Origin of the sequence: Vibrio breoganii (assembly GCF_001677275.1) — a bacterium.
GTDB lineage: Bacteria > Pseudomonadota > Gammaproteobacteria > Enterobacterales > Vibrionaceae > Vibrio > Vibrio breoganii.
Genome location: NZ_CP016177.1, coordinates 1,321,683 through 1,342,770, shown reverse-complemented (window position 1 = coordinate 1,342,770; position 21,088 = coordinate 1,321,683). Strand labels below are relative to the sequence as shown.

Below are 21,088 nucleotides of genomic sequence, written 5' to 3'. Positions count from 1 at the left end.
AAGTCGTTTTAAAAGTAAAGAGATAGAACTTTTCACAATACCCTATATCTATGAAAGATAGGGTTAAATTCGTTTAATAAGACGCGTGTAGGTTACTCATCTTCGTCTTCATTAATAGTTTTACCACAACACAGGCAAACTGGCTCCAAATCTGTTGGCATCATGATAAGTATTCCGCAATGCGGGCATAAATCGCCTTGTGTATACACAGTATTCACCTTTATTTGTTATGAATCAGTAGTTGAAGATCTAGTCTCTATCATATCGTTAAAAAGCGACAAATAGTGTCTGTATTGTAGGGGCTAGGCATTATATCGTACCTGTAACGAATATTTAATTCCAAGACGGCTTAGGACTGATTTGCCCTATTGTGATCTGTGATGAAAATTGAACAGGAAAAATCCGTCATTCGCGTACATACTTAAAAGCGAGCAATTATTGTACACATTGTTCACTCCTTTTTGATCGCACTTACGGTCAGCAACACACTTTTGAGTACATAAAATGAACCGCCTAACCCGCACTAGACGAACTCGCATTGGAAGACAATGTAAACACAAGCAAAGAATGCAGCAAAAGCAACACCGCAATGCATTCCACACTTGGACTCAGAAAAAAGAGTAATTACAGTCTCTGAATAAATTTTCGAGTTCTATGTATAACTCCTATTGGTTAACCTCTACAAAAAAGACCGACAGTGTTTATCACTTCGGTCTTTTCCTTTTGTGGGCGGGAAAACAAAGGTACGGCTCCAATGAACATTCCTAAATTAGACACTCAAACCTTAGCTCGCGTCATGTCTTGCTCCACTCGGAATGTGGCAAAAACAATGAAGAATCTTGCTGATCTAGGCTGGATAAAATGGCAACCTGGTAGAGGAAGAGGCATTAAAACACAGCTGCATATCGTGCACTCCTTCCACTATGTATTAAGCAGTGCAATCAAATCCTATTATGAGTATCGCAAAGATTTGGTTTGATAAAAGAGAGAGTTGAGGTGAATTAACAACTCCTATAGCATGAATAATTAAAACCAAAGGAAGGGTAACATGACAAACAACCTACGCGCTGAATGTGATCTCATATTATCAAGCCATCACACGCCTACCCCCGCCGAGCTTTTCTCTCAAATGGCAACATGGTGTGAAAACAACGATATTCAGCACGACGTCTATGGCGAAGGTGACTTGATCCAAAACTTCGAGGCGAAAATAGCAAAACTGCTCGGTTACCAGGCTGGCCTATTTGTAATGACAGGCACACTGACTCAGCCAACGGTTCTGGATTTAGTCTGCCGACAAAAGCGTAACAAGTTGGTTGGGATGCATGAAACCAGTCATATCTTGCGCCATGAGAATCAAAACTATCAGCTGCAGCAACGCTTCAATGTCCTTAATCTAGGCAACCGTTACCGACCTTGGAAGGTCGATGACCTCGCCTCTTGCCCTGATGAACTGTCAGCGGTGTTGTACGAACTCCCTATGCGCGAGATTGGTGGTCAGTTGCTGCCATGGGATGATCTACAAGCCATCAAGGCCTACTGCAAGGAAAACAACATACACCTGCATATGGACGGCGCTCGCTTGTGGGAGTCTGCCGCTTTCTATGACAAGCCATACCACGAGATAGCCGCGGGTTTTGATACTACCTATGTATCGCTTTATAAAGGACTTGGCGGACTCGGTGGCTCAATCTTACTGGGAGATGAATCCTTTATCGCTCTCGCTAGAAAATGGATGCAGCGCCAAGGTGGCAATGTTTACCATAGAACCCCCTACGTGGTTTCAGCTGCGATGCAGTTTGAGCAGCGTTTAGAGCAAATGCCAGCGCTATACCGTCGCACTAAAGAAATCTATTCGTTGCTCGAGGCATTTCCGCAGTTCACTTTAAACCCTGTCGAGCCACAGGCGAACATGCTTCACCTGATCTTACCCTTCGACTATGAAACCGCCGTTGAGATCAGAGACCAGCTTGCCAAAGAGCAAGGCGTTTGGCTGGGAAATCCTCAGGTGACCGGCAATCCACACCAATCTATGATTGAGTGGTATGTGGGTGATACGCTGTTCAACCTTAATGATTCGCGTTTGATTGCGATCTTTGAGTGGCTAGCTAGTAAAGCTCAATAATTAAGAGCTAGCAAAGGTTAGTAATTGAGAACTAGTAAATCTCAGTTCAAACAAAAACGCCCAATTTGTAGAATTAAATTGGGCGTTTTTCTTTTATTTTCCAATGTACGGTTGAGCAATAGTGTCTATTGAGCCCTCAGGTACTTGGCACTTGTCCAAGCCCTAACGCCATTCACTTCAACCAACCACCAGCCGTCCTGCTTCATATAGACATCAACGGTCTGGTTGCGTTGTAGTTTATATAGAATCTTGCCTTTTGTATGTGGCTCTTTACGTGCATTGAGCTTAGTCGCTAGCACCTTTGCTTGTAATAGGGGTAACTTAGCCGGCTCTGTTTGAACCACTTCTCGATTCATTCGATAGGATTCATTTGCTGACACATTGCTCGCATCATTACCCATAAACAAAGATAAACCACCGACTATCATCACAAGGGCTGCTAGACCATGAGCATACGGGCTTCGACCGCCATAACTGGCGAGCTCTTCATCATTTGACTCAGACGCTTGGTAGCCGGTTCCTCTTACCGCTATTAGCTTCGCTTTATAGAACACCCACAGTATGCAATTGAACAAGAAACTCAGCAGAATAAAAAACGCTTCAATGGCAGCAAAGATCAGCTTAAAAATACCGATCACCAGAAAGAAGATACCAAAGCCAACCAAGATATCGCCAATAATACTGCCACACTCTTCTTCAAGTTCTTCGTCAAACACAGTTACATCTCTCTTATCATCAACTTAAAGTCTTTACGGAGTATTTACCCAGTATAAAGCTGATGGTTATCTTGTTCTTATCAATTGACGACAGTAACAAACGTTACTGTCATCGTGTAAGGTCAAGATACCGAGATTGGCGACTACAAGTGTCCTTAACAGTAGATGGTGAAATAATCGCCTCTATTAAACGGACAAAAAAAAGCCCAACACACTGTTGAGCTTTGTTTTTGTCTTTGAGTGTTAACAGACTAACTTGAAAAGCAGGGTCTAGAATGGAATATCATCATAGTCATCAGGGCTTGGGGTAAATCCACCTGGTGCGCCCGATTGACCTGGGTTAGTCGGTGCATTAGCAGGGGCATTGCCCCCACTAAACTGATTGCCTTGGTTTGAACCACCAGCATATTGATTGCCTGGGCTGCTTTGCTCGCCCTGCTGACGGCCACCTAGCATTTGCATGGTGCCGTTGAAGCCTTGCACGACGACTTCTGTGGTGTAGCGCTCTTGGCCTGATTTATCCTGCCACTTGCGGGTTTGCAATTGCCCTTCAATATACACTTGAGAGCCCTTTCGCAGGTGATTTCCCGCAATCTCAGCCAGCTTACCCATGACAGAGATGCGGTGCCACTCAGTTTTTTCTCGCTGCTGACCGGTCGCTTTATCCTGCCAAGTCTCAGATGTTGCCACCGTAAAGTTGGCGACTGCATTGCCGTTTGAGAAGTGACGCAGTTCAGGATCAGTGCCTAAATTTCCTACGATGATGACTTTGTTTACGCCGCGTGATGCCATTGTGTTTCCTTTATTATTCGTTTATCTCGTTTGGAGATGTAAGGCAATCGCCTTCATTAGTAATTGCCTTAAGTATAGTGTTTGTGGTTTTAGCCGTTTAGCTATTGCTGTGATCAATCACGGTCAGCTCAGGCGCTGTATGGTGATACTCAAGCTCTAGGTTCGCCTTCTCGACTAACTCAGCTGGCAACTCTCTTGTGACTGCAACGCCCAGCTCTTTAAACTCTGACGCTTGCTTAATAAGGTTTCCCTTACCCGTATGCAATTGCCCTAGTGCTCTGTCATAGGTTTCTTTGGCTTTATCCAACTGCTTACCTACCCCTTCCATAGAGTTTAAGAAGGTATTGAGTTTGGTGTAGAACTTCTCTGCGCGGTTGGCCAACTCAGCCGTATGCTTGTTTTGCTCTTCAAATCGCCACAGCTGTCTGACTATGTTCAAACTGGTTAATAGCGTTGTTGGGGTAGCCACAAGAATGTTTTTCTCCAGAGCCGATTGGAACAAGTTAGAGTCCGCCTTTAACGCTTCCACATACGCAGATTCGATAGGGATGAACATGATCACTACTTCTGGCGAGTTAAGACCTGGCAGCTTGCTGTACTCTTTTGCTGCTAGCTCATTAATGCGATCGCGCACCGCTGAGGCATGTTCACGCAGGGCGATTTCTCGCTCATTCACATCTTCTGAATTCACATAACGCGTATAGGCGTTTAGTGAGGTCTTAGCATCAATAACCAAGTGCTTATTCTGCGGAAGATAAACAATAGCATCGGGTCTAAAGCGTCCCTCTTCACTATCGATGCTCACTTCTCGCTTGTAGTCAGTGCCTAGGCGAAGCCCGGAGTTATCCAGAACATTCTCAAGCATTAACTCGCCCCAGTTGCCCTGCACTTTTTTCTCGCCTTTAAGCGCAGTAGTGAGTTTATCCGCTTGGTCAGTGATCTCTCGGTTAAGTTTTTGCAGATTCTGCAGTTCAGTACGCAATTGCACTCGCTGCTCAGTCTCCCTGCTATGGATATCCTCAACCTTGTTCTTAAAGCCTCGTAGCTCTTGATGAATAGGATTTAAAATAGAGCTCATACTTTCAGTATTAAGCTGCTTAAATGCCTGACCTTTACGCTCTAAGATTTCATTCGCTAGACGCTCAAACTCCTTGCTCAGTTCTTGCTTGCTCTCTTTAAGTAACGCAATTTGCTGATCGTAATGGGTCTGCTTGGTCTCAATCTCAGTGTTAAGCTCTCCAATCTTACCCATAGCATTGGAGTACTTTTCATTTAGATCACGAAGTTCAACGTTGAGTGCCTGGCTTCTTTGGTTTTCAAGCTGCAGCTCTTCGAGTTTGGCTTTAAAACTGGCCGTTGCCGAACTCTCCGCCACCTTTGCTTCACTAAGCAATTCAGAGGTTTGACGCAGGGTGTGTTCTCTCTCGCTCAGCTGCTTTCGGTAGGTATGCTCAGAGACTCGGACAGATTGGAGTTCAGAGCCTAGCTGAGCACAGCGCACTTCTAAGTCGCTTACATCTTCTTGCGCATGTTCTAGCTTTTGTTGCGTACTCTGCGCCAGCTCTGACTGATTCGCCAATTCTGCATTAGCTAGCTCGAGCTCTAGCTTCAGTTGCCCAACAGGGCGCTGAGCGACCCAATACGCCACTGCTGATGTCAGCAGAACCACTAAGCCAAAAATCACATAGGTTAATGTCATTATAATTCCTTGTTATTTAGTGCATCTAACCGTGCCAAGAGAGTCTTTTCGACAGGTAGTGCCGTCGCTACCCCTAACTGTTCCCAGAGAATCTGTACGCCAGCTATTACCTTTATTGTCCCTTACCGTCCCTAACGAGTCGGTGCGGTAAGTGGTTCCGTCACTACCTCTTACTGTACCCAAAGAGTCAGTGCGCCATGTATTGCCTTTGTTGTCTCTTACCGTGCCCAATGAATCGGTACGATAAGTGGTGCCATCACTGCAGCGCGTTGTGCCTAGAGAGTCTGTTCGGCAGGTATTGTCTGCAAATGCACTGAATGAGGTTGCCAATACCATCATGCACATTGCGAGGTTAAATCGCATATTTTCTGTTCCAATTAACGATGACACTACTAATTATGGTCAATATAGAGACAAAAACTGTCTCTTTAACTAGAATATTCAACGTTATCTGATGAGAAGGTGTAAAGCAATGTCCAAAACGTTTGAGCGCTATCAACTCGTTCTGCAAAATATTCCCTGCCATCCCGATTATGTCACCAGTCTTGAACTGCGCCAGATATTGCTTTCAAAGGATCTTATCGACTCCACCCTAGATGACAAAAGCCAAATGAAGACAGTGCAAAGGGTTATCAATAAGGTGGCGTCAGATTATTATTCTGTCGAAATTGATACTGAAAAACGTCCTCATCAGATAAAGATCTCTCAGGGCCAGCAGCACCCTATCAATCCTGCGGCAATGAGTAGCGTCCTTTCTTTGCAAATTATTGAGCACGAAGTATTGGAAATGCTCCCACCTACCATGCGCAAAGAGGTGTCAAACCTCATCAGTACAGGTAAAGCAGAGAGAGACAAAAGGATTGAACTGTGGAAGGAACGCTTTAGCTATGCACCCATCGAGTTTCAACTCACCTCGCCAAGCTTTGATGAAGCTCTAATAGACACTATCGAGCAAGGAATATTAGAGAAGCGACTACTCAAAATGAAATACCGAAAACGTGGCAGTTTGCATGACGAACCGTACAGTGTCGAACCTCTTGGTATTGCTCTGCATGGTCGCAGCTTTTATTTACTGGCAGTGAAAGAGAACAGCCAAGAGTACCGCACCTTTGCTATCCATAGGATCACCGATATGTCGCTCGGCTTTACGGTATTAAAGCCCCATCAAAACTTTAGTGCTAAGCAATATATTGAGGAGCATGTGCCTCATTTCTCTGGGGGGCAATTCACCGAAGTCGTGCTCAAAATCAACAACTATCACGGCTTACACCTTATCGAAGAAACGCAGCTTTCTGAGTGTCAATCCATTGTAGAGTCCGATGATGAGCACACCACTATTCGAGCGAAAGTACGTGATAGTTTAGGCTTTGAGTGGTGGTTAATGAAAAACGCTAATCTAGTTGAGGTTATTGAGCCTTTGCACATAAGAGACAAGGTCATCAGTAACCTAACCTTGGCTCTTGGTAAATATCAATAATCAGTGGATCCCTTGGACAAGGTAGCCCTCTAAGTGTCGTAATAGATCTTGCTTACGAGCTTCGCTCGCAAAACTTGCCTTGATGGCATTGCGGGTAAACTGAGCGAGTTCTTTAGATTCCACTGGATGAGTCAGGGCGATTTGATGAAAGTTATCTGTCATATAGCCACCAAAATACGCAGGGTCATCTGAGTTAATGGTCACGCACAGTCCCTGATGCAGCAGCTCTACGATGTTGTGCTCTTCCATGGTATCGAACACCTTCAATTTGACGTTTGATAATGGACACACAGTCAATGGGATTTGCAGCACTTGTAGCGTCTCAATAAGCTTGGGATCATCAACACAACGTATTCCATGGTCAATACGAGACACGCCGAGCATCGTCATTGCATCTTGAATATTACTTGAAGGCCCTTCTTCTCCAGCGTGAGCAACCGTAAGAAACCCCTCCTTTAATGCCAACTGGAAAACCTTTTGAAACTTCTTAGGCGGATGTCCCGATTCAGAAGAGTCTAAACCCACTCCTATGATTTTATCCCTATGAGGCAAGGCGCTTTGAAGTGTTTCTAACGCCGAGTCCTCATCGAGATGACGCAGAAAACACATAATTAAATGGCTAGTGATACCAAGGTCTTCATGGGCTTTGATAAGAGCACTATGGATACCATTAACAACCGTATCAAACAATACGCCTCTATTGGTATGAGTTTGGGGGTCGAAAAAGATTTCAGTATGCATCACATTATCTTGGTGACACCTTAGTAAGTAGGCCCAAGTTAAATCAAAGAAATCTTGCTCTGTGATCAGTACGTTTGCCCCTCGATAATAGATATCAAGAAAAGACTGTAAATTGTTAAACTGATAAGCCTTGTGAACTTCCTCAGCGTTAGAAAATGGTATCTCAATGTTGTTTCTTCTCGCCAGTTCGAACATGAGTTCTGGTTCCAGCGTCCCTTCGATATGTAAATGAAGCTCTACTTTAGGTAGGCCTTCGATAAACTGTCGCAATACCACTCTCCTTGTGCATTAGTACTCAATTGATTTTAGACGCTTTTTTAGATCTCGTGGTAAGACGTCCCAGCGCTTGCGCATTGCTTCAACCTTGTCTAGCGGAACATTGTGAACATTCGCAAACTGCCCTTCACATTCATATATGTATAGCTCAACTGAGCACTGTTTTGCCATTCTTTGATAAGGTCTAATTTCCCATACTTGAGTGAAGGTATTCGAAACCACAACAGAGTTGCCTTGTTTGAGGTTCTTTAGTGTTTGCTTTTGGCACCATAGATGGGCCTCTCCAAGCTTGCTTGCATCAAATTGATAGTTTTCATCGTTCTCGTCGGTGAAGTACATATCCGCTTCTAAGTGCAGTAATTCATGTGCTCGTGTTAGCTGTTTAGCTAATGTGGACTTGCCCGAACCAGGCAAGCCACGAATAAGGATTAACAAATTTAAACATCACCCTATGAAATCAACGATTAACTATTGGTTCAAGTAAACCAATAGATCAACTGTATAGACAAAATTCTCGATAAGCCTAGCAGAATCATGTTCAAGCCACATCTGGCATAAATTACAAACAGATACGGTTAATCGAATAAAAATGTTTTGGCTTGTAAGGAATAACCGTTAAGCTAAAACCAATCAATTATTGATACCCTTAGTTAAATCAAGGAATTAAACATGCTAACGAAATGGGCAAAGCGCTTTTATCAGATGTCTGAACTGGTGGGTTCTTGGAGTAAAGACCCTTCTACTCAAGTTGGAGCTGTCATTACCAAACACAACCGTATTGTGTCAGTTGGCTTTAACGGATATCCCCACGGTATTACCGACAGCGCTGAGACCGATGAGCGTGATATGAAGTATTTGAAAACCTTGCATGCCGAAGAAAACGCGATCTTGTTCGCGAAACGTGATCTGGATGGCTGTGAAATCTGGGTAACCCACTTCCCTTGTCCAAACTGTGCGGCGAAGATCATTCAAACAGGTATCTCTGCGGTACACTGCCCAGAACAAGAACCGGATTTTCTCTCTCGTTGGGGAGACAAAATCAAGGTCAGTGAAGACATGTTTAATCAAGCCGGCGTCACCATTGATTGGCTGCCATTGAACGAACTCAAATCAGAAGACTAACGAATAGGATAACGGATGATCAACTGGGGAATTATCGCACCGGGGCGTATTGCTAATCGCTTCGCCGAAGCATTTAGCGTAATCAATGATGGCAGATTATATGGTGTGGCCAGTCGCAGTCGTCCTAACGCAGAATCATTTGCCAAGCAGCACAATATAACCCATGTGTTCGATAGTTATGCTGAGCTCATCCACTCTCCAGAAATCGATGTTATCTATATCGCCAGTCCCCACCAGTTTCACTTTGATACTGCTAAGCAGTGTCTTAAAGCAGGCAAGGCTGTATTGTGTGAAAAGCCGCTTACTGTTAATGCCTCCCAAGCCAAAGCGTTATTTCAGATTGCCAAAGACAACAACGTCTTTTTGATGGAGGCGCTGTGGAGCCGATTTCTTCCTACTTGGCTTGAGGTAAAACGCTGGGTTGAAGAAGGTCAAATTGGACAGCTAGAAAATATCCACTCTACTTTTGGATTCAAGGCAGAGCGCAATTATGAAGACCGCTTATTCAATCCAAAACTGGCTGGTGGTGTGCTGCTCGACGCAGGCATCTATAATATTTCTTTGACTCAATATCTAGCTAAACGAGAGCCACAAAGTATCTCGTCACATGTGTTCGTTGGCGAAACCAATGTTGATGAACGCTGCTCTGCGACATTGGATTACGGCGACTTCACCAGCCAGTTCACCTGCTCTTTTAGGTCCAACCTAGATAACAGCATGACCATCTATGGTAGTGACGGCAAATTAACCATTGATGGCGCTTTTTGGGATGCCACGAAAGCAACGCTTGAGGTGTACGGTAACGATCCCATTGCGCTTAATCTCCCTCATGAAGGTTCGGGGTTTGAGTATCAAGTTCGCGAAGTGCAAAGCTGTCTACGTGAAGGAAAATTATTCAGTGAGGTGATATCTCCTGAGCAGACTATTGCTACATTGCAACTAATCGATGAAATACTAAACAAAGTGAATATAAAACACCCACTTAGCTAAGTGTAAATCTGTGTAATTTCTCACTTTTTTGTTCAAAGGGTATATAATTGCGTTATCCGTATCACAATTTTATACCTTTTGGATTTCTGAATGGAACTTAGACGTTTCTCCACTGCCGCCGCCATCATTGGCACTACTTTTGCTCCCACCTATTCATACGCCTCATCATTCGAGCTCCCTATTTGGAAGTCAGAAGCAGAAGAGCGTGGTTACGTTCTGCCTAAAGCATTTGGACTTAGCGTGGGTTACATGAAGGTCGAGCAAGGGATTAATGTTACTTCAATAGATTTAAATGGCATAAAAGACAGTCTTGGAAATGAAGGTACTCCCGGTTTCCCTGGTGTTTGTAATCCAATTACTGGTGATTGCCTAATCCCACCAATTCCTGGGATCCCCGCTGATATCCCAATCAATAGCATTGATGTAGAGACTATTGGTGGGTATCAAGAAAGTGAGGTATGGACTGTTCGCGCAGATATGTGGCTTTTCCCATTCTTAAACTTTTACGCTATTGCCGGGAAGATATCTGGCTATTCTGAAACAGACATAATAGTAAACGTAAACTACGGTAATGATCGCAACCTCACGCTACCACAACTTCCGTTCAAGCTTGACCTCGACGGCAACATGTATGGTGGTGGTTTCGTTGTTGCTGGTGGGTATGAAGAATGGTTCACCATTATTGATGCAAGTTACACTAAAACTAATCTTACTGTTATTGATGGCGGCATCGACTCTATCGTTGTAACGCCAAGAGTAGGTTTTGATTTTACTAATCACGGCCATCCAATTCGTGTTTGGGTGGGTGGTCAATATCAGAATATTCAACAAACCCTAAAGGGTGATTTACGAGATATTTTCCCCGCGGAGTTCGTAAACATGATTGAAGCAGAAGGAGAAACAGCAGGTTTTGTTGTTAAACAGGAGCTTGAATCTGAATGGAACACCGTCGTCGGCTTCAACTACGTCATCAACCCTACTTTCAACATCATCGGTGAATTTGGCTTTGGCGACCGTCAAAGTGCATTTATCTCTTTGGACACCCGCTTTTAAAGATGCCAACAAACCCGTCCCTATTTATCCGCGCACATACACCTAAGGCTAACACCTTAGGTCAACATGGTGTACGCAGTTAATGAAGCGTTTATCCAATCCAATAAGCCTGCTGCTACTTTCTAGCGCCCCCTTTTACGCATTGGCTGAAGGTAACGACCTGACCAACAAAGGCACGGGTTGGGTGACCGATTTACTGGAGTTCTTTGGCTCTAGTGATGAGGTGGATTTGTCTGGTGGCATGGATTGGGGCGTTTTACCCGGCCCCTTTGCCAACCCTGAACAAGGTGTCGGTATTGGTGTGGCCGCCGTGGGTTTGTATGCGCCTCAAGGCCTTGAAACAGGCAACCAACTCTCTACTCTAACGCTGAGCGGCTATGTATCGTCAGAAGGTACTTACGGGATAGGCGTCGACAACACAACGTTCTTAAATCAAAACCAATGGAAGTTAGGTTTGATGGGACGTCTCTCTCAGACACCCAGTAAATATTGGGGCGTGGGAAAAGATGCCGCTGAACAAGATGGCAATGAAACCCAGCATGAAGCCCTATACCTTAGATTAGAGCCCACCGTTGCCTACCAGTTTATAGATGGCTACTTTATCAAAACCGGTTTCGACGCCACGTTCCTATACCATCAAGAATCAGACGGTAGCGCGTTGACGCCTGAGCAATTGGAAGACACTACTAACCTGGGTATTATTCTGGCACTTGAATACGATACCCGAGACTACGAAACCAACCCTTACTCTGGTCGCCTAGTTAGCTTTGAACATCGATGGTATGTAAAAGCCTTCGGTGGTGATTACGATTATGAAGAGCTGACCATCAATTATCGTGAGTATGTGAATTTATACGACGATAACATCCTCGCCTTTGACTACTTTGTGCAAGGGCTAAGCAATGACGAAGACCTCCCTTGGTTTGCTATGAGCAAATTGGGTGGGGACGATCGCATGCGCGGTTACTATAGCGGCCGGTACAGAGACCGCTATCAGATGGCCGCACAGCTAGAATACCGCCACAAGTTTAACGAACGACATGGCGCTGTAATTTGGGGCGGAGCAGGAAATATCGCCCCTCACTTTGAAGGATTATTTGAAGACAGTTGGCTCCCTACCTATGGAGTCGGTTACCGTTTTGCTTTCAAACCTAGAGTCAATGTTCGTCTTGACCTAGGCTTTGGAGACGAGACCACTGTTTATTTCAATATACATGAAGCGTTCTAAAGAACCCTTTAAAGGCATTTAATGAAACTAAAATCTCTACTTATCGCAGGAATCACTCTCTTTTCTTCTGCAAGCTATGCAATAGATGCGCCTAGTGGCGTCCGCCCCTGTTGTGCCTTTGGTATCAACATGAAGTCAGAACTCGGCGTTGTTCCAGTCCCCTTCTTTCGAGTTAACAATATTGTCGAGCTTTCCGATCTCGAAGATCATCTATACAACGATGGAGAACAAGGTGTTGCGAGTAGCCTAATGGGCACCGGTGATGAGTCGAATGGACTTATCTATACGTCAAAAGGCGGCATCATTGATACCGCCCATGTCCGAGATACCGCAGATTATACGCTCTACTTACACTCTCAAATCAGTGGACAACTAGGCACGAAAAAGCAGGTCATCCTAGAAGATGAGCTTCGCAGTCGTATGATTGAGATGACGGATAAGCTTGTTGATATGACGCCTGAAGAGCAGGCACAAGCTGAAATAGAGCTAAGTGGCCTTCTTGCCTATCGTTTAGCACAGTGGCACGAAGTTGCTCAGTGGTTTGGTTTTACCTCGGTTGCCGGATTCAAAGAATACCCATCAGCTTATTCTCCAGAAGATCTCTACTCCAATATGCTTGGCGCTTTTATTGCAATAGAGATTTTAGAAACCAATTCAAATCCAACGAAAGAAGAGTATCAGCAAGCCTTCTCTGAGATATTTCTGAGAAAACTGACTGAGCTTGGCGCTCAAAACGAAGACCGAACTGAAGAGATTATGGATGGTCTTGATAAGAAATGGTGGGACAGTGGCAAGCGACTGCCCAACAAATGGGTTGTCAAAACCCGCGACTACGAACCTAGGTTAACCATTACTCCGCATTGGGGAGACAGTGACAATAGAGTGACAACGTCACTATCTGAATATGAATACCTTGAAGAATTTGGTTACCTTACTCTCGTTGCCACCGATTCTGAGAAGAACTTTAGTGCACTACCCGGTTACCTTAAAGAACGCCACGTTTGGACTAAAAAGCAATTTTCAGAAATTGCACAGTTCGCTAAGAAAGTGGATGATCAACATAAGCTAAACAACAATCAGTTGTTACCGCCGTACTAAAGTTCAGCACTGGTCTCGCTCGCAGCGAGACCAGATAGCGACTACTCTTACTACTCACTATAATTCCCTTAAGAATCAAACTGATATTAATGAAATCACAGACTAGCCGAACCTTAGGTATCGAACTCTATAAGATGACCTGGCCAATGATCTTTGGCGTACTCTCTTTAATGAGTTTCCAGCTTATCGATTCAGCCTTTATCGCACAGCTTGGCGTTCTCCCTCTAGCCGCGCAAGGTTTCACCCTTCCTATTGGCCAACTGATCATTGGGGTGCAAGTAGGCCTTGGCATCGCAACCACTTCTGTCATTGCCCATGCTTTAGGTGCAAACGATGAAAAGTACGCCAAGCAACTAGGTGGATTGGTGCTGGCACTCGGTAGCGTTGGTTGTGCCGCTATTTGCTTATTTTTGTATTTGATTCGTTCGCCATTGCTGTCTCTACTAGGAGCGACCGAAGAAGTCTTTCCTATCATAGATACTTATTGGATAGTGTGGCTGATCAGTGCTTGGGTTGGTGCGGTGCTGTATTTTTTATACAGCGTATGTCGTGCAAACGGTAATACTATGTTGCCCGGCATCATGATGGTGGTAACCAGCATCTTAAACGTGGTGCTCGACCCTATCTTCATTTTCTATTTTGATATGGGAATCCATGGCGCGGCAGTGGCAACCATCATTGCCTTCGGTATCGGTATTCTCTACGTAGTCTACCGAATTAAATCAAAGCACTACTATTCCTTTGACTGGGGTAACCTAGATATCAAACAAAGCATTAGTTCACTGTTCGGTATCATGATGCCGGCAATGACCAGCCAGCTGATGCCGCCTCTAGCGGCAATGCTTTCAACTAAGCTTCTCGCATCATACGGCACAGCCGCAGTTGCTGCTTGGGCTCTAGGAAGTCGTTATGAGTTTTTTGCTATTGTCAGCGTGCTTGCCTTAACTATGTCCATGCCACCTATGATAGGTCGATTTGTTGGGGCGAAAGACAGCGATAAGATCATCAAGTTGGTCAATATTGCCTGCGTATATATTCTTGGCTCACAAGTGCTAGTGGCGCTGATCACCTTGGTTATCTCAGGACAACTGGCTACCTTAATGACAGGTGAGCAAAGTGTAGAGCGAATTTTGGACATGCATTTGGTTATTGTCCCCTTTAGCCTTGCTCCGCTGGGCGTTTGTATCTTATTGGTTTCTGTTTCCAATGCCTTGGGCAAACCAATGAAGGCATTACTGGTTTCATCTTGCCGACTGTTTGTTTTCTTTTTGCCCTGTTTGTATGCCGGCGCATACCTGGGTGGCTTGCAAGGTTTATTTATTGGGGCCGCAATCGGTAACACCCTCGCGGGCATTTTTGCTTGGAATAATTACCGCGCAACCATTTCTCGATTGCAAAAAAAATGGAGCCAATAGGCTCCATTTCATCAACTTTTGCAATGCTTACTGGAAGCTTGCTTCAGTCACTAGTACAACGCCACCTTTAGTAACTTCGTACAGTTTAGAATCTTCTTCTAGGTTCTCACCGATAACTGTGCCATCAGGGATGATAGTGTTCTCACCCACAATAACCTTAGTTAGTCGACAGTTCTTACCAATGACGGTTTCTGGAAGAATAATGCTGTCTTGAAGTACTGTGCCTTCTTCAATGCGGCAGTTAGTCGCTACTAGTGAGTGATTCACCTCTGCACCAGAGATAATCGTACCCGCAGATAGAACCGAATCTACAGCGAAGCCTTTACGGTCTTCATCGTTAAACACAAATTTTGCGCCCGGACGTTGCTGCTGCTGAGTAATGATCGGCCAAGAGTGGTCGTATAAGTCTAGTTCAGGATCTGGAGCAACAAGGTCCATGCTAGCTGCATAGTACTCATCCAAATCACCTACATCGCGCCAGTAACCGTTGTTACCAGGATGACGTTCAGTAAATACATAACCGTTTACGCGTGCACGCTCTAAAAGGTTTGGAATGATGTTGTGACCGAAATCGTGACCGTATTCTGGGTCTAGTAGAGCATCGTTCAACTCTTTGTCCAAGATATCTGCATTGAAAATGTAGATACCCATAGAAACAAGTGATTGGCTTGGATCTTTTGGATGTGGAGTTGGGTTTTCTGGCTTCTCATCAAAGCTAACGATACGACCGTTATCATCCAGTGACATTACACCAAATGAAGATGCTTGTTCGATTGGTTTCTTGATACAAGCAACTGTTACGTCTGCACCACTTTCAGCATGGAAGTTAAGCATGCGAGAGTAATCCATCTTATAAATGTGGTCGCCACCAAGGATCAGAACTTGTTCGCATTTACGTCTGCGAATCAAATCAAGGTTCTGGTATACAGCATCAGCTGTACCACGGTACCAAGATTCACCAACACGCTGTTGTGCTGGGATAATTGCAACACCCTCATCAAGCGTAGAGTTGGTCATAAAGCCCCAGCCTTTTTGCACGTGATCGATAAGATCGTGTGCCATGAACTGAGTCAGTACGCCTACACGACGAATACCTGAGTTGATGCAGTTTGAAAGTGTGAAATCGATAATTTTGTATTTACCACCAAAAGAAACAGCTGGTTTTGCGATCTCTTTGGTTAATCCCTTCAGGCGAGTACCTTTCCCGCCTGCTAGTACTAATGCAACTGTGTTACGTACTAATTTGTTACTCGACAAATGCGAGTAATTATTATTATGTTCCGTCATTCTGGGGGCCTCTAACATTGAACTAATATAATGTAATAAAAAACGACTTACGGCTTTTCAAAAGCTCTTTTGTTCGTCATTGCAGAGATAATAAATTAATCCTTCAAAATATATCTGCTTAAACTCACACTTTTAGAAAGATCAAATCTCAATATAATGATAATGAGAGATAGGTCACGCAAACGTGTGAGCAAGATGCAATTTGGTGAATAATGTCACAGATTGTACAAAACTCAAACAATCCTTTCATTCCCACTCATCACTCAAATCTATGGTTTCTGCTTGATAATCCACAGAAATGCAAAATAGATACCAAGCCAGAAATCAGTTTCTTAATCTAATTGAATAATGCTGAGTATTTATTACAGTAAACCTATGCTTGGTATAAATTTAAGTTACATTCAAATGACTGATGTAAGCAAAGTTGCCTCCAAAGTGCTTTGCGATAGATTATTTCAATCTATTTTAAGCAAGTGGATACATATGCCAGCATACTGACCATTTATAAGGATATAGATAATGCTCAAGTGCAAAAAACTAGTTTTATTACCCGTTTTTGCTTTAACTCTCTCTGGATGTGCCAGTGAACCTGAAGATCCACAATTTGTCGCATCAAAATCACTACAGCCCTACATGCAAGAAGACTATCAAACCTACCTTGCTGAGACTCAACAGTGGTTACTTGAAAATCGAGTATTCTTTACCGACGACAAGCAAACCGAACTTAGCGCTGTAGCACCTTTTGAGCTTGTTCCCCAAAATCCAAATGGACAAGGTATTCTGTTAGTACATGGGCTTGGGGACTCTCCATTCTCTTATGTGGATATCGCTCCCGACCTTGCCGCTCAAGGCTATCTAGTGCGAGTCATTTTGTTACCCGGTCACGGAACGCGGGCTGCAGATTTGTCGCTTCCTGAGCTAGAGGATTGGCAAAACGTTGTCGCTCATCACTACCAATTGCTCAATGAAAAAGTGGAAGGTGTTTGGCTCGGTGGGTTCTCCACAGGAGCAAACCTAGTGACCGCCTTAGCCTATCAACAGCCAACCGTAAAAGGGCTATTGCTGTTCTCTCCTGCATTTAAACCACGTAACTCATTGGCGAAGTACTCCCCTTACGCTAAATGGTTTGTCGATTGGGAAGGCAAAACAAAAGAGGATAACTATACCCGTTACAACTCGCTGCATATGAATGGCGCGGCGACCTATTACGAGACATCGGCAGTGGTTCGAGACTACATAGACGATGCCAGTTACGACAAGCCTACTTTTGTCATGCTAAGTGAAGCTGACGAAACCATTGACTCGCAGTACGCCGTGGAACAGTTTTCTGAGAGATTTACCAACAGTCAGAGTGAGCTTCTATGGTTTGGTGAGACTCAATATAAAGATGAACGCATAACCCGCTATAGCATGGACCTTCCCCAGCAGAAGATCTTGAGTGCGTCACATATATCCTTAGTATTCTCACCGGACAATCCTATTTATAAACGCGATGGTGAGGTAAGGCTGTGCTTTAGAGAGCAACCAGAAGGCATGCCTGAAGATTGTTCAGAAGTGGCCAGCGACCAAGTCTGGTTTGCTGCATTTGGGGATGGTGAAGAGACTCAAGTAAGGGCTCGGATAAGTTGGAACCCTTACTTTGATCAAAGCATGCAGAAGTTGAATCGCTTCCTTGCCGACAATAGTAACTAATCTATTACCGTCAGTTGATTGTCGACATATCGAGTCGCACAGGGTTTTACAATCAGTGCGGCTCTTTGTTTAAGCTCTACATTAGGGTTAGGAAACACAACGCCGCCCTGCTCTACCGTCATGGTTAACGCCTTGTCACCGTCTTTACCCAGCTCTTCACCCTCAGCAAATCTTGAGAAATTAGGTAACGCTTTGTCAAAGTAGAATTCAAAGTCCATATTTTCACGATAGATTGAACTGTCCACTTGGTAGGTGATCATATCTGTCGCAGTGCTCGACTCTACCGATTGAACAAGCTCTAGAAACGCTTTGTGATACTGTGCCAGTTTGTTCATATCGTTATGACCAAACTTTGCCACCTGTCCCAACTCCAAGGTAGCTGCCTGTGCGCCAAATTTACTCGAACTAAACCAACTAAACGTACTTGAAGGCTCTTCGGATAGTAGCACCGCTTCTATGCCTGCATTTTGCATAAAGTCGATAAACTCTTTTTGTCTGGTTGGATAAGCCGATTGCGGACTGATAGCAAAGGTATAGTGCTTAGAAGCGCGAATGGAGCAATGCATATCCAAATGCCAGCGACTTGCCATTGGCACATCTTGCCAAAACTGGGTGACTTGTTCTTTTAGAGACACCGCCAGAGCGAGTTCTTCAGACTGTGGATAATCGGCATCGCCAAACAGGCGATTGAGGTTTGTTTCCACAAATCGCTCTTCTGCAAGGATTGCCTTAGGGTGCGCAATAATCAGCAGTAAGTGGTGCTGCGGCACAATAGACTCGCTGGCAATTTGGCTAGCAAGATCATCCACCATTTCGATAGGCGCCGTTTCATTGCCATGAACCGCGCTAGAAATAACCATGTGTTTGGCTTGTTTTGCGTCAGCCGGCGGGGAAATTTTAAGTACTCCCTTTTGCAACAAACTCATTTGCACGCCATTGCTCAGGGTAATAGAGCGAGGCGAAGTCGCAGATGCTTGAAGCGTGTCTTGTAAAAATGAGGACTCAAATAATGGTACTGGCATGGATTCTCCCTTCCGAAGCCTACTATATAGATGTAACATCGAAGCAACATCATACCGAAACTCTGTATTAGTGACAGAAGATTAATAGGCATTCTCTATGGAAATCACAAAGCCCAATCTCATTCTCGCCGGAGGCACTGGCCTTATAGGACAGCACGCCATTCATTATCTTCTGCAGCACCCTGAATATGTCGACAAAATCTACGCGCCAACAAGGCGACCGTTAACGCTCTCGGCAGATTCACTGGTTACCCTATCCAATGAGGCGTTCGACAACTCATTAGACATTAATGCAACTATTGGGCTTATTTGCTTGGGCACCACCAAGAAACAGGCTGGAAGCAATGAAGCACTCTATCGCATCGACCATGACTTGGTTATCTCGTTTGCAGAAACAATGAAGAACTTAGGCGTTAAGCGGTTAGGTGTGGTGTCTAGCTATGGTGCTAAAGCCGATTCTCCTTCTCACTACCTAAAATGTAAGGGAGAGATGGAGCGAGACCTGCAACAACTTTGCTTTGAGAGGCTTGTTATTGCAAGGCCAGGCCCGCTACAAGGGGAGCGAACAGCGCCTAGATGGGACGAGGTCGTACTGCAGAAAGTCCTTAAGGTCGTAAAACCTATTATGTTGGGTCCACTTGAAAATCTTCGCCCTATTCACGCTCAAGACGTGGCGAAATATCTGGTGGATCGCCTGTGTATTGACGTTAACGACCGTGGCGAAACCATTGCCAACTATCGTGAGATGAATGGTTAACCCATTAGAACCATCAAGTTGTTGAATTAGTTAGCCTTCTATTACCACAAGCTATAACTACAACTGATAACCACAATTGGAATATGTTATTCCTTTTTGAACTTATGACTGAGTGGAAAATTCGATAATCTATGCTCTCTTTTCAAGATCTGATTATAAAAACACACGGATTTACACTTTAAAGGAATAACTATGTCAGTTGCTGTCGTTGCCAACTTAGCGGTCTTTGTTGGTATCATCTATTTTCTATTTTCTAAACAAAAACAACAAAATACACTCTCCCGTCTTGTACTTTTAGGCTTAGTTACTGGTAGTGGTTTTGGCTTAGCACTACAACTTATCTATGGCGAAGGAAACCCTGCTATTGCTCAAACTCTTGATTGGGTAAAAGTGGTCGGCAGTGGTTATGTTGGACTTCTTAAGATGATCATCATGCCCCTGGTGATGGTATCTATGGTCTCTGCTGTCGTTAAACTGGACAACTCAGGTTCTCTTGGAAAAATCAGCGGACTGACTATTGGCGTGTTGCTATTTACTACCGCCATCTCTGCACTAGTTGGTATTGCCGTTACCCAAGTATTTGGTCTAACGGCTGAAGGACTGGCTGAAGGTGCTCGCGAAACTGCACGTATCGCCGTACTAGAGAGCCGTATTGACCGCGTTGCGGATCTAACTATCCCGCAAATGCTGGTAAGCTTTATTCCGACAAACCCGTTTAGCGACATGACAGGTGCTCGCTCTACTTCAATCATTGCTGTAGTGATCTTCAGCGTGCTTATGGGCATTGCGGCTCGTAAAGTAATGATCGAGAAAGAAGAGCTAGAGCAACCTATTCGCACCTTCGTTGAAGTGGCTCAGTCTGTGGTGATGCGTCTCGTTAAAATGATCATGGCTCTAACGCCATACGGCATCGCGGCATTGATGGCGAAAGTCGTTGCAACCTCAAGTGCATCAGACATCCTAAATCTGCTTGGCTTTATCGTTGCCTCTTACGTAGCAATTGCTCTAATGTTCGTTGTGCACGGCTTGCTTGTATCTCTTGTTGGCGTTAGCCCGAAAGAATACTTCAAGAAAATCTGGCCAGTACTAACATTTGCATTTACCTCTCGCAGCTCAGCGGCAACCATTCCGCTAAACGTAGAAGCACAGATCACTAAACTGAACGTGCCACCAGCAATTGCAAACCTATCTGCATCATTTGGCGCAACCATTGGTCAAAATGGCTGTGCAGGCATCTACCCAGCAATGCTAGCTATCATGGTGGCTCCGGCAGTGGGTATTGACCCAATGAACTTCAGCTTCATCTTGTCGCTTGTGGCTATCATCACCATCAGCTCATTTGGTATTGCCGGTGTTGGCGGCGGTGCAACCTTCGCAGCTCTTATCGTGTTGCCAGCAATGGGACTGCCGGTATGGATTGCCGCACTACTGATTTCTATCGAGCCTTTAATTGATATGGCGCGTACGGCCCTAAACGTTTCTGGTGCAATGACCGCAGGTACGATTACTTCACGTATCCTAGGTAAAGAGAAGCAAGAACAGCTAGAAGAAGCCAACGCTTAATCACTCGCGCTCTCGTTCTTACGCTATCAAACCGA

20 protein-coding genes are annotated in these 21,088 nt (G+C 44.5%); 12 read left to right on the top strand and 8 right to left on the bottom strand.

The genetic code is table 11. From position 1 onward, the window contains the following. The first annotated feature begins 754 nt into the window (after nt 1-754). Nucleotides 755-979, top strand: coding sequence for an SgrR family transcriptional regulator (locus tag A6E01_RS06315; protein ID WP_017027247.1), 225 nt, complete (start codon nt 755-757; stop codon nt 977-979). Nucleotides 980-1,048: 69 nt separating this feature from the next. Next, nucleotides 1,049-2,125: a threonine aldolase family protein gene (locus A6E01_RS06310; protein WP_065209845.1), complete on the top strand. Its 1,077-nt coding sequence runs from the start codon at nt 1,049-1,051 to the stop codon at nt 2,123-2,125. A gap of 125 nt (nt 2,126-2,250) precedes the next feature. Here A6E01_RS06310 and A6E01_RS06305 read toward each other — a convergent pair whose 3' ends face one another. The 4 genes from A6E01_RS06305 to A6E01_RS06290 all read right to left on the bottom strand — a co-directional run bounded on the left by A6E01_RS06305 (nt 2,251) and on the right by A6E01_RS06290 (nt 5,695). After that, nucleotides 2,251-2,841, bottom strand: a complete 591-nt coding sequence (locus A6E01_RS06305) for an SH3 domain-containing protein (protein ID WP_065209844.1) — start codon at nt 2,839-2,841, stop codon at nt 2,251-2,253. Between the two features lie 270 nt (nt 2,842-3,111). Then, complete coding sequence (ssb, locus tag A6E01_RS06300) at nt 3,112-3,633, bottom strand: single-stranded DNA-binding protein (protein ID WP_065209843.1); 522 nt, start codon at nt 3,631-3,633, stop codon at nt 3,112-3,114. A 97-nt stretch (nt 3,634-3,730) separates the two neighbouring features. Next, entirely contained in the window at nt 3,731-5,332 is a 1,602-nt protein-coding gene (locus A6E01_RS06295) for a DNA recombination protein RmuC (RefSeq protein ID WP_065209842.1), read from the bottom strand. A gap of 12 nt (nt 5,333-5,344) precedes the next feature. Next, nucleotides 5,345-5,695, bottom strand: a complete 351-nt coding sequence (locus tag A6E01_RS06290) for a hypothetical protein (RefSeq protein WP_017027242.1) — start codon at nt 5,693-5,695, stop codon at nt 5,345-5,347. Between the two features lie 109 nt (nt 5,696-5,804). Here A6E01_RS06290 and A6E01_RS06285 point away from each other — a divergent pair, with 109 nt between their 5' ends. Beyond that, the gene (locus tag A6E01_RS06285; protein ID WP_065209841.1) at nt 5,805-6,809 is read left to right on the top strand and encodes a helix-turn-helix transcriptional regulator; all 1,005 of its coding nucleotides are present in this window, start codon (nt 5,805-5,807) and stop codon (nt 6,807-6,809) included. Here A6E01_RS06285 and A6E01_RS06280 read toward each other — a convergent pair whose 3' ends face one another. Beyond that, a complete protein-coding gene (locus A6E01_RS06280; protein ID WP_065209840.1) occupies nt 6,810-7,820 on the bottom strand; it encodes an adenosine deaminase in 1,011 nt (336 codons plus the stop codon). It lies immediately after the preceding gene. A gap of 18 nt (nt 7,821-7,838) precedes the next feature. Continuing rightward, the gene (locus A6E01_RS06275; protein WP_065209839.1) at nt 7,839-8,261 is read right to left on the bottom strand and encodes an ATP-binding protein; all 423 of its coding nucleotides are present in this window, start codon (nt 8,259-8,261) and stop codon (nt 7,839-7,841) included. Between the two features lie 234 nt (nt 8,262-8,495). Between A6E01_RS06275 and A6E01_RS06270 the strand changes: the two genes are divergently transcribed. The 6 genes from A6E01_RS06270 (at nt 8,496) to A6E01_RS06245 (ending at nt 14,732) form a co-directional block, all read left to right on the top strand. Further along, nucleotides 8,496-8,948, top strand: coding sequence for a dCMP deaminase family protein (locus tag A6E01_RS06270; RefSeq protein ID WP_017027238.1), 453 nt, complete (start codon nt 8,496-8,498; stop codon nt 8,946-8,948). Nucleotides 8,949-8,963: 15 nt separating this feature from the next. Beyond that, entirely contained in the window at nt 8,964-9,938 is a 975-nt protein-coding gene (locus tag A6E01_RS06265) for a Gfo/Idh/MocA family protein (protein ID WP_065209838.1), read from the top strand. A gap of 90 nt (nt 9,939-10,028) precedes the next feature. After that, entirely contained in the window at nt 10,029-10,991 is a 963-nt protein-coding gene (locus A6E01_RS06260) for a hypothetical protein (RefSeq protein ID WP_065209837.1), read from the top strand. 82 nt (nt 10,992-11,073) lie between these two features. Then, nucleotides 11,074-12,219: a BamA/TamA family outer membrane protein gene (locus A6E01_RS06255; protein WP_065209836.1), complete on the top strand. Its 1,146-nt coding sequence runs from the start codon at nt 11,074-11,076 to the stop codon at nt 12,217-12,219. A 21-nt stretch (nt 12,220-12,240) separates the two neighbouring features. Further along, nucleotides 12,241-13,317, top strand: coding sequence for a DUF4056 domain-containing protein (locus A6E01_RS06250; protein WP_065209835.1), 1,077 nt, complete (start codon nt 12,241-12,243; stop codon nt 13,315-13,317). Nucleotides 13,318-13,406: 89 nt separating this feature from the next. Next, a complete protein-coding gene (locus A6E01_RS06245; RefSeq protein WP_065209834.1) occupies nt 13,407-14,732 on the top strand; it encodes an MATE family efflux transporter in 1,326 nt (441 codons plus the stop codon). A gap of 27 nt (nt 14,733-14,759) precedes the next feature. Here the strand turns inward: A6E01_RS06245 and glgC are convergent, their stop codons facing one another. After that, the gene (gene glgC / locus A6E01_RS06240) at nt 14,760-16,019 is read right to left on the bottom strand and encodes a glucose-1-phosphate adenylyltransferase (RefSeq protein ID WP_017030695.1); all 1,260 of its coding nucleotides are present in this window, start codon (nt 16,017-16,019) and stop codon (nt 14,760-14,762) included. A 519-nt stretch (nt 16,020-16,538) separates the two neighbouring features. Between glgC and A6E01_RS06235 the strand changes: the two genes are divergently transcribed. Continuing rightward, on the top strand, nt 16,539-17,711 hold the full coding sequence (locus A6E01_RS06235; RefSeq protein WP_065209833.1) for an alpha/beta fold hydrolase: 1,173 nt from the start codon (nt 16,539-16,541) through the stop codon (nt 17,709-17,711). On the opposite strand, the gene A6E01_RS06230 is transcribed toward A6E01_RS06235, so the two are convergent. After that, nucleotides 17,708-18,733 carry a succinylglutamate desuccinylase gene (locus A6E01_RS06230; RefSeq protein ID WP_017027230.1) on the bottom strand — a complete coding sequence of 342 codons (1,026 nt, stop codon included), beginning with the start codon at nt 18,731-18,733 and terminating at the stop codon, nt 17,708-17,710. The two genes, A6E01_RS06235 and A6E01_RS06230, sit on opposite strands and share 4 nt — an antisense overlap. A gap of 97 nt (nt 18,734-18,830) precedes the next feature. On the opposite strand from A6E01_RS06230, the gene A6E01_RS06225 reads away from it, so the two are divergent. Next, a complete protein-coding gene (locus tag A6E01_RS06225) occupies nt 18,831-19,490 on the top strand; it encodes an NAD-dependent epimerase/dehydratase family protein (protein WP_065209832.1) in 660 nt (219 codons plus the stop codon). A gap of 192 nt (nt 19,491-19,682) precedes the next feature. Further along, complete coding sequence (locus A6E01_RS06220) at nt 19,683-21,053, top strand: L-cystine transporter (protein WP_017027228.1); 1,371 nt, start codon at nt 19,683-19,685, stop codon at nt 21,051-21,053. Nucleotides 21,054-21,088: the final 35 nt, after the last annotated feature.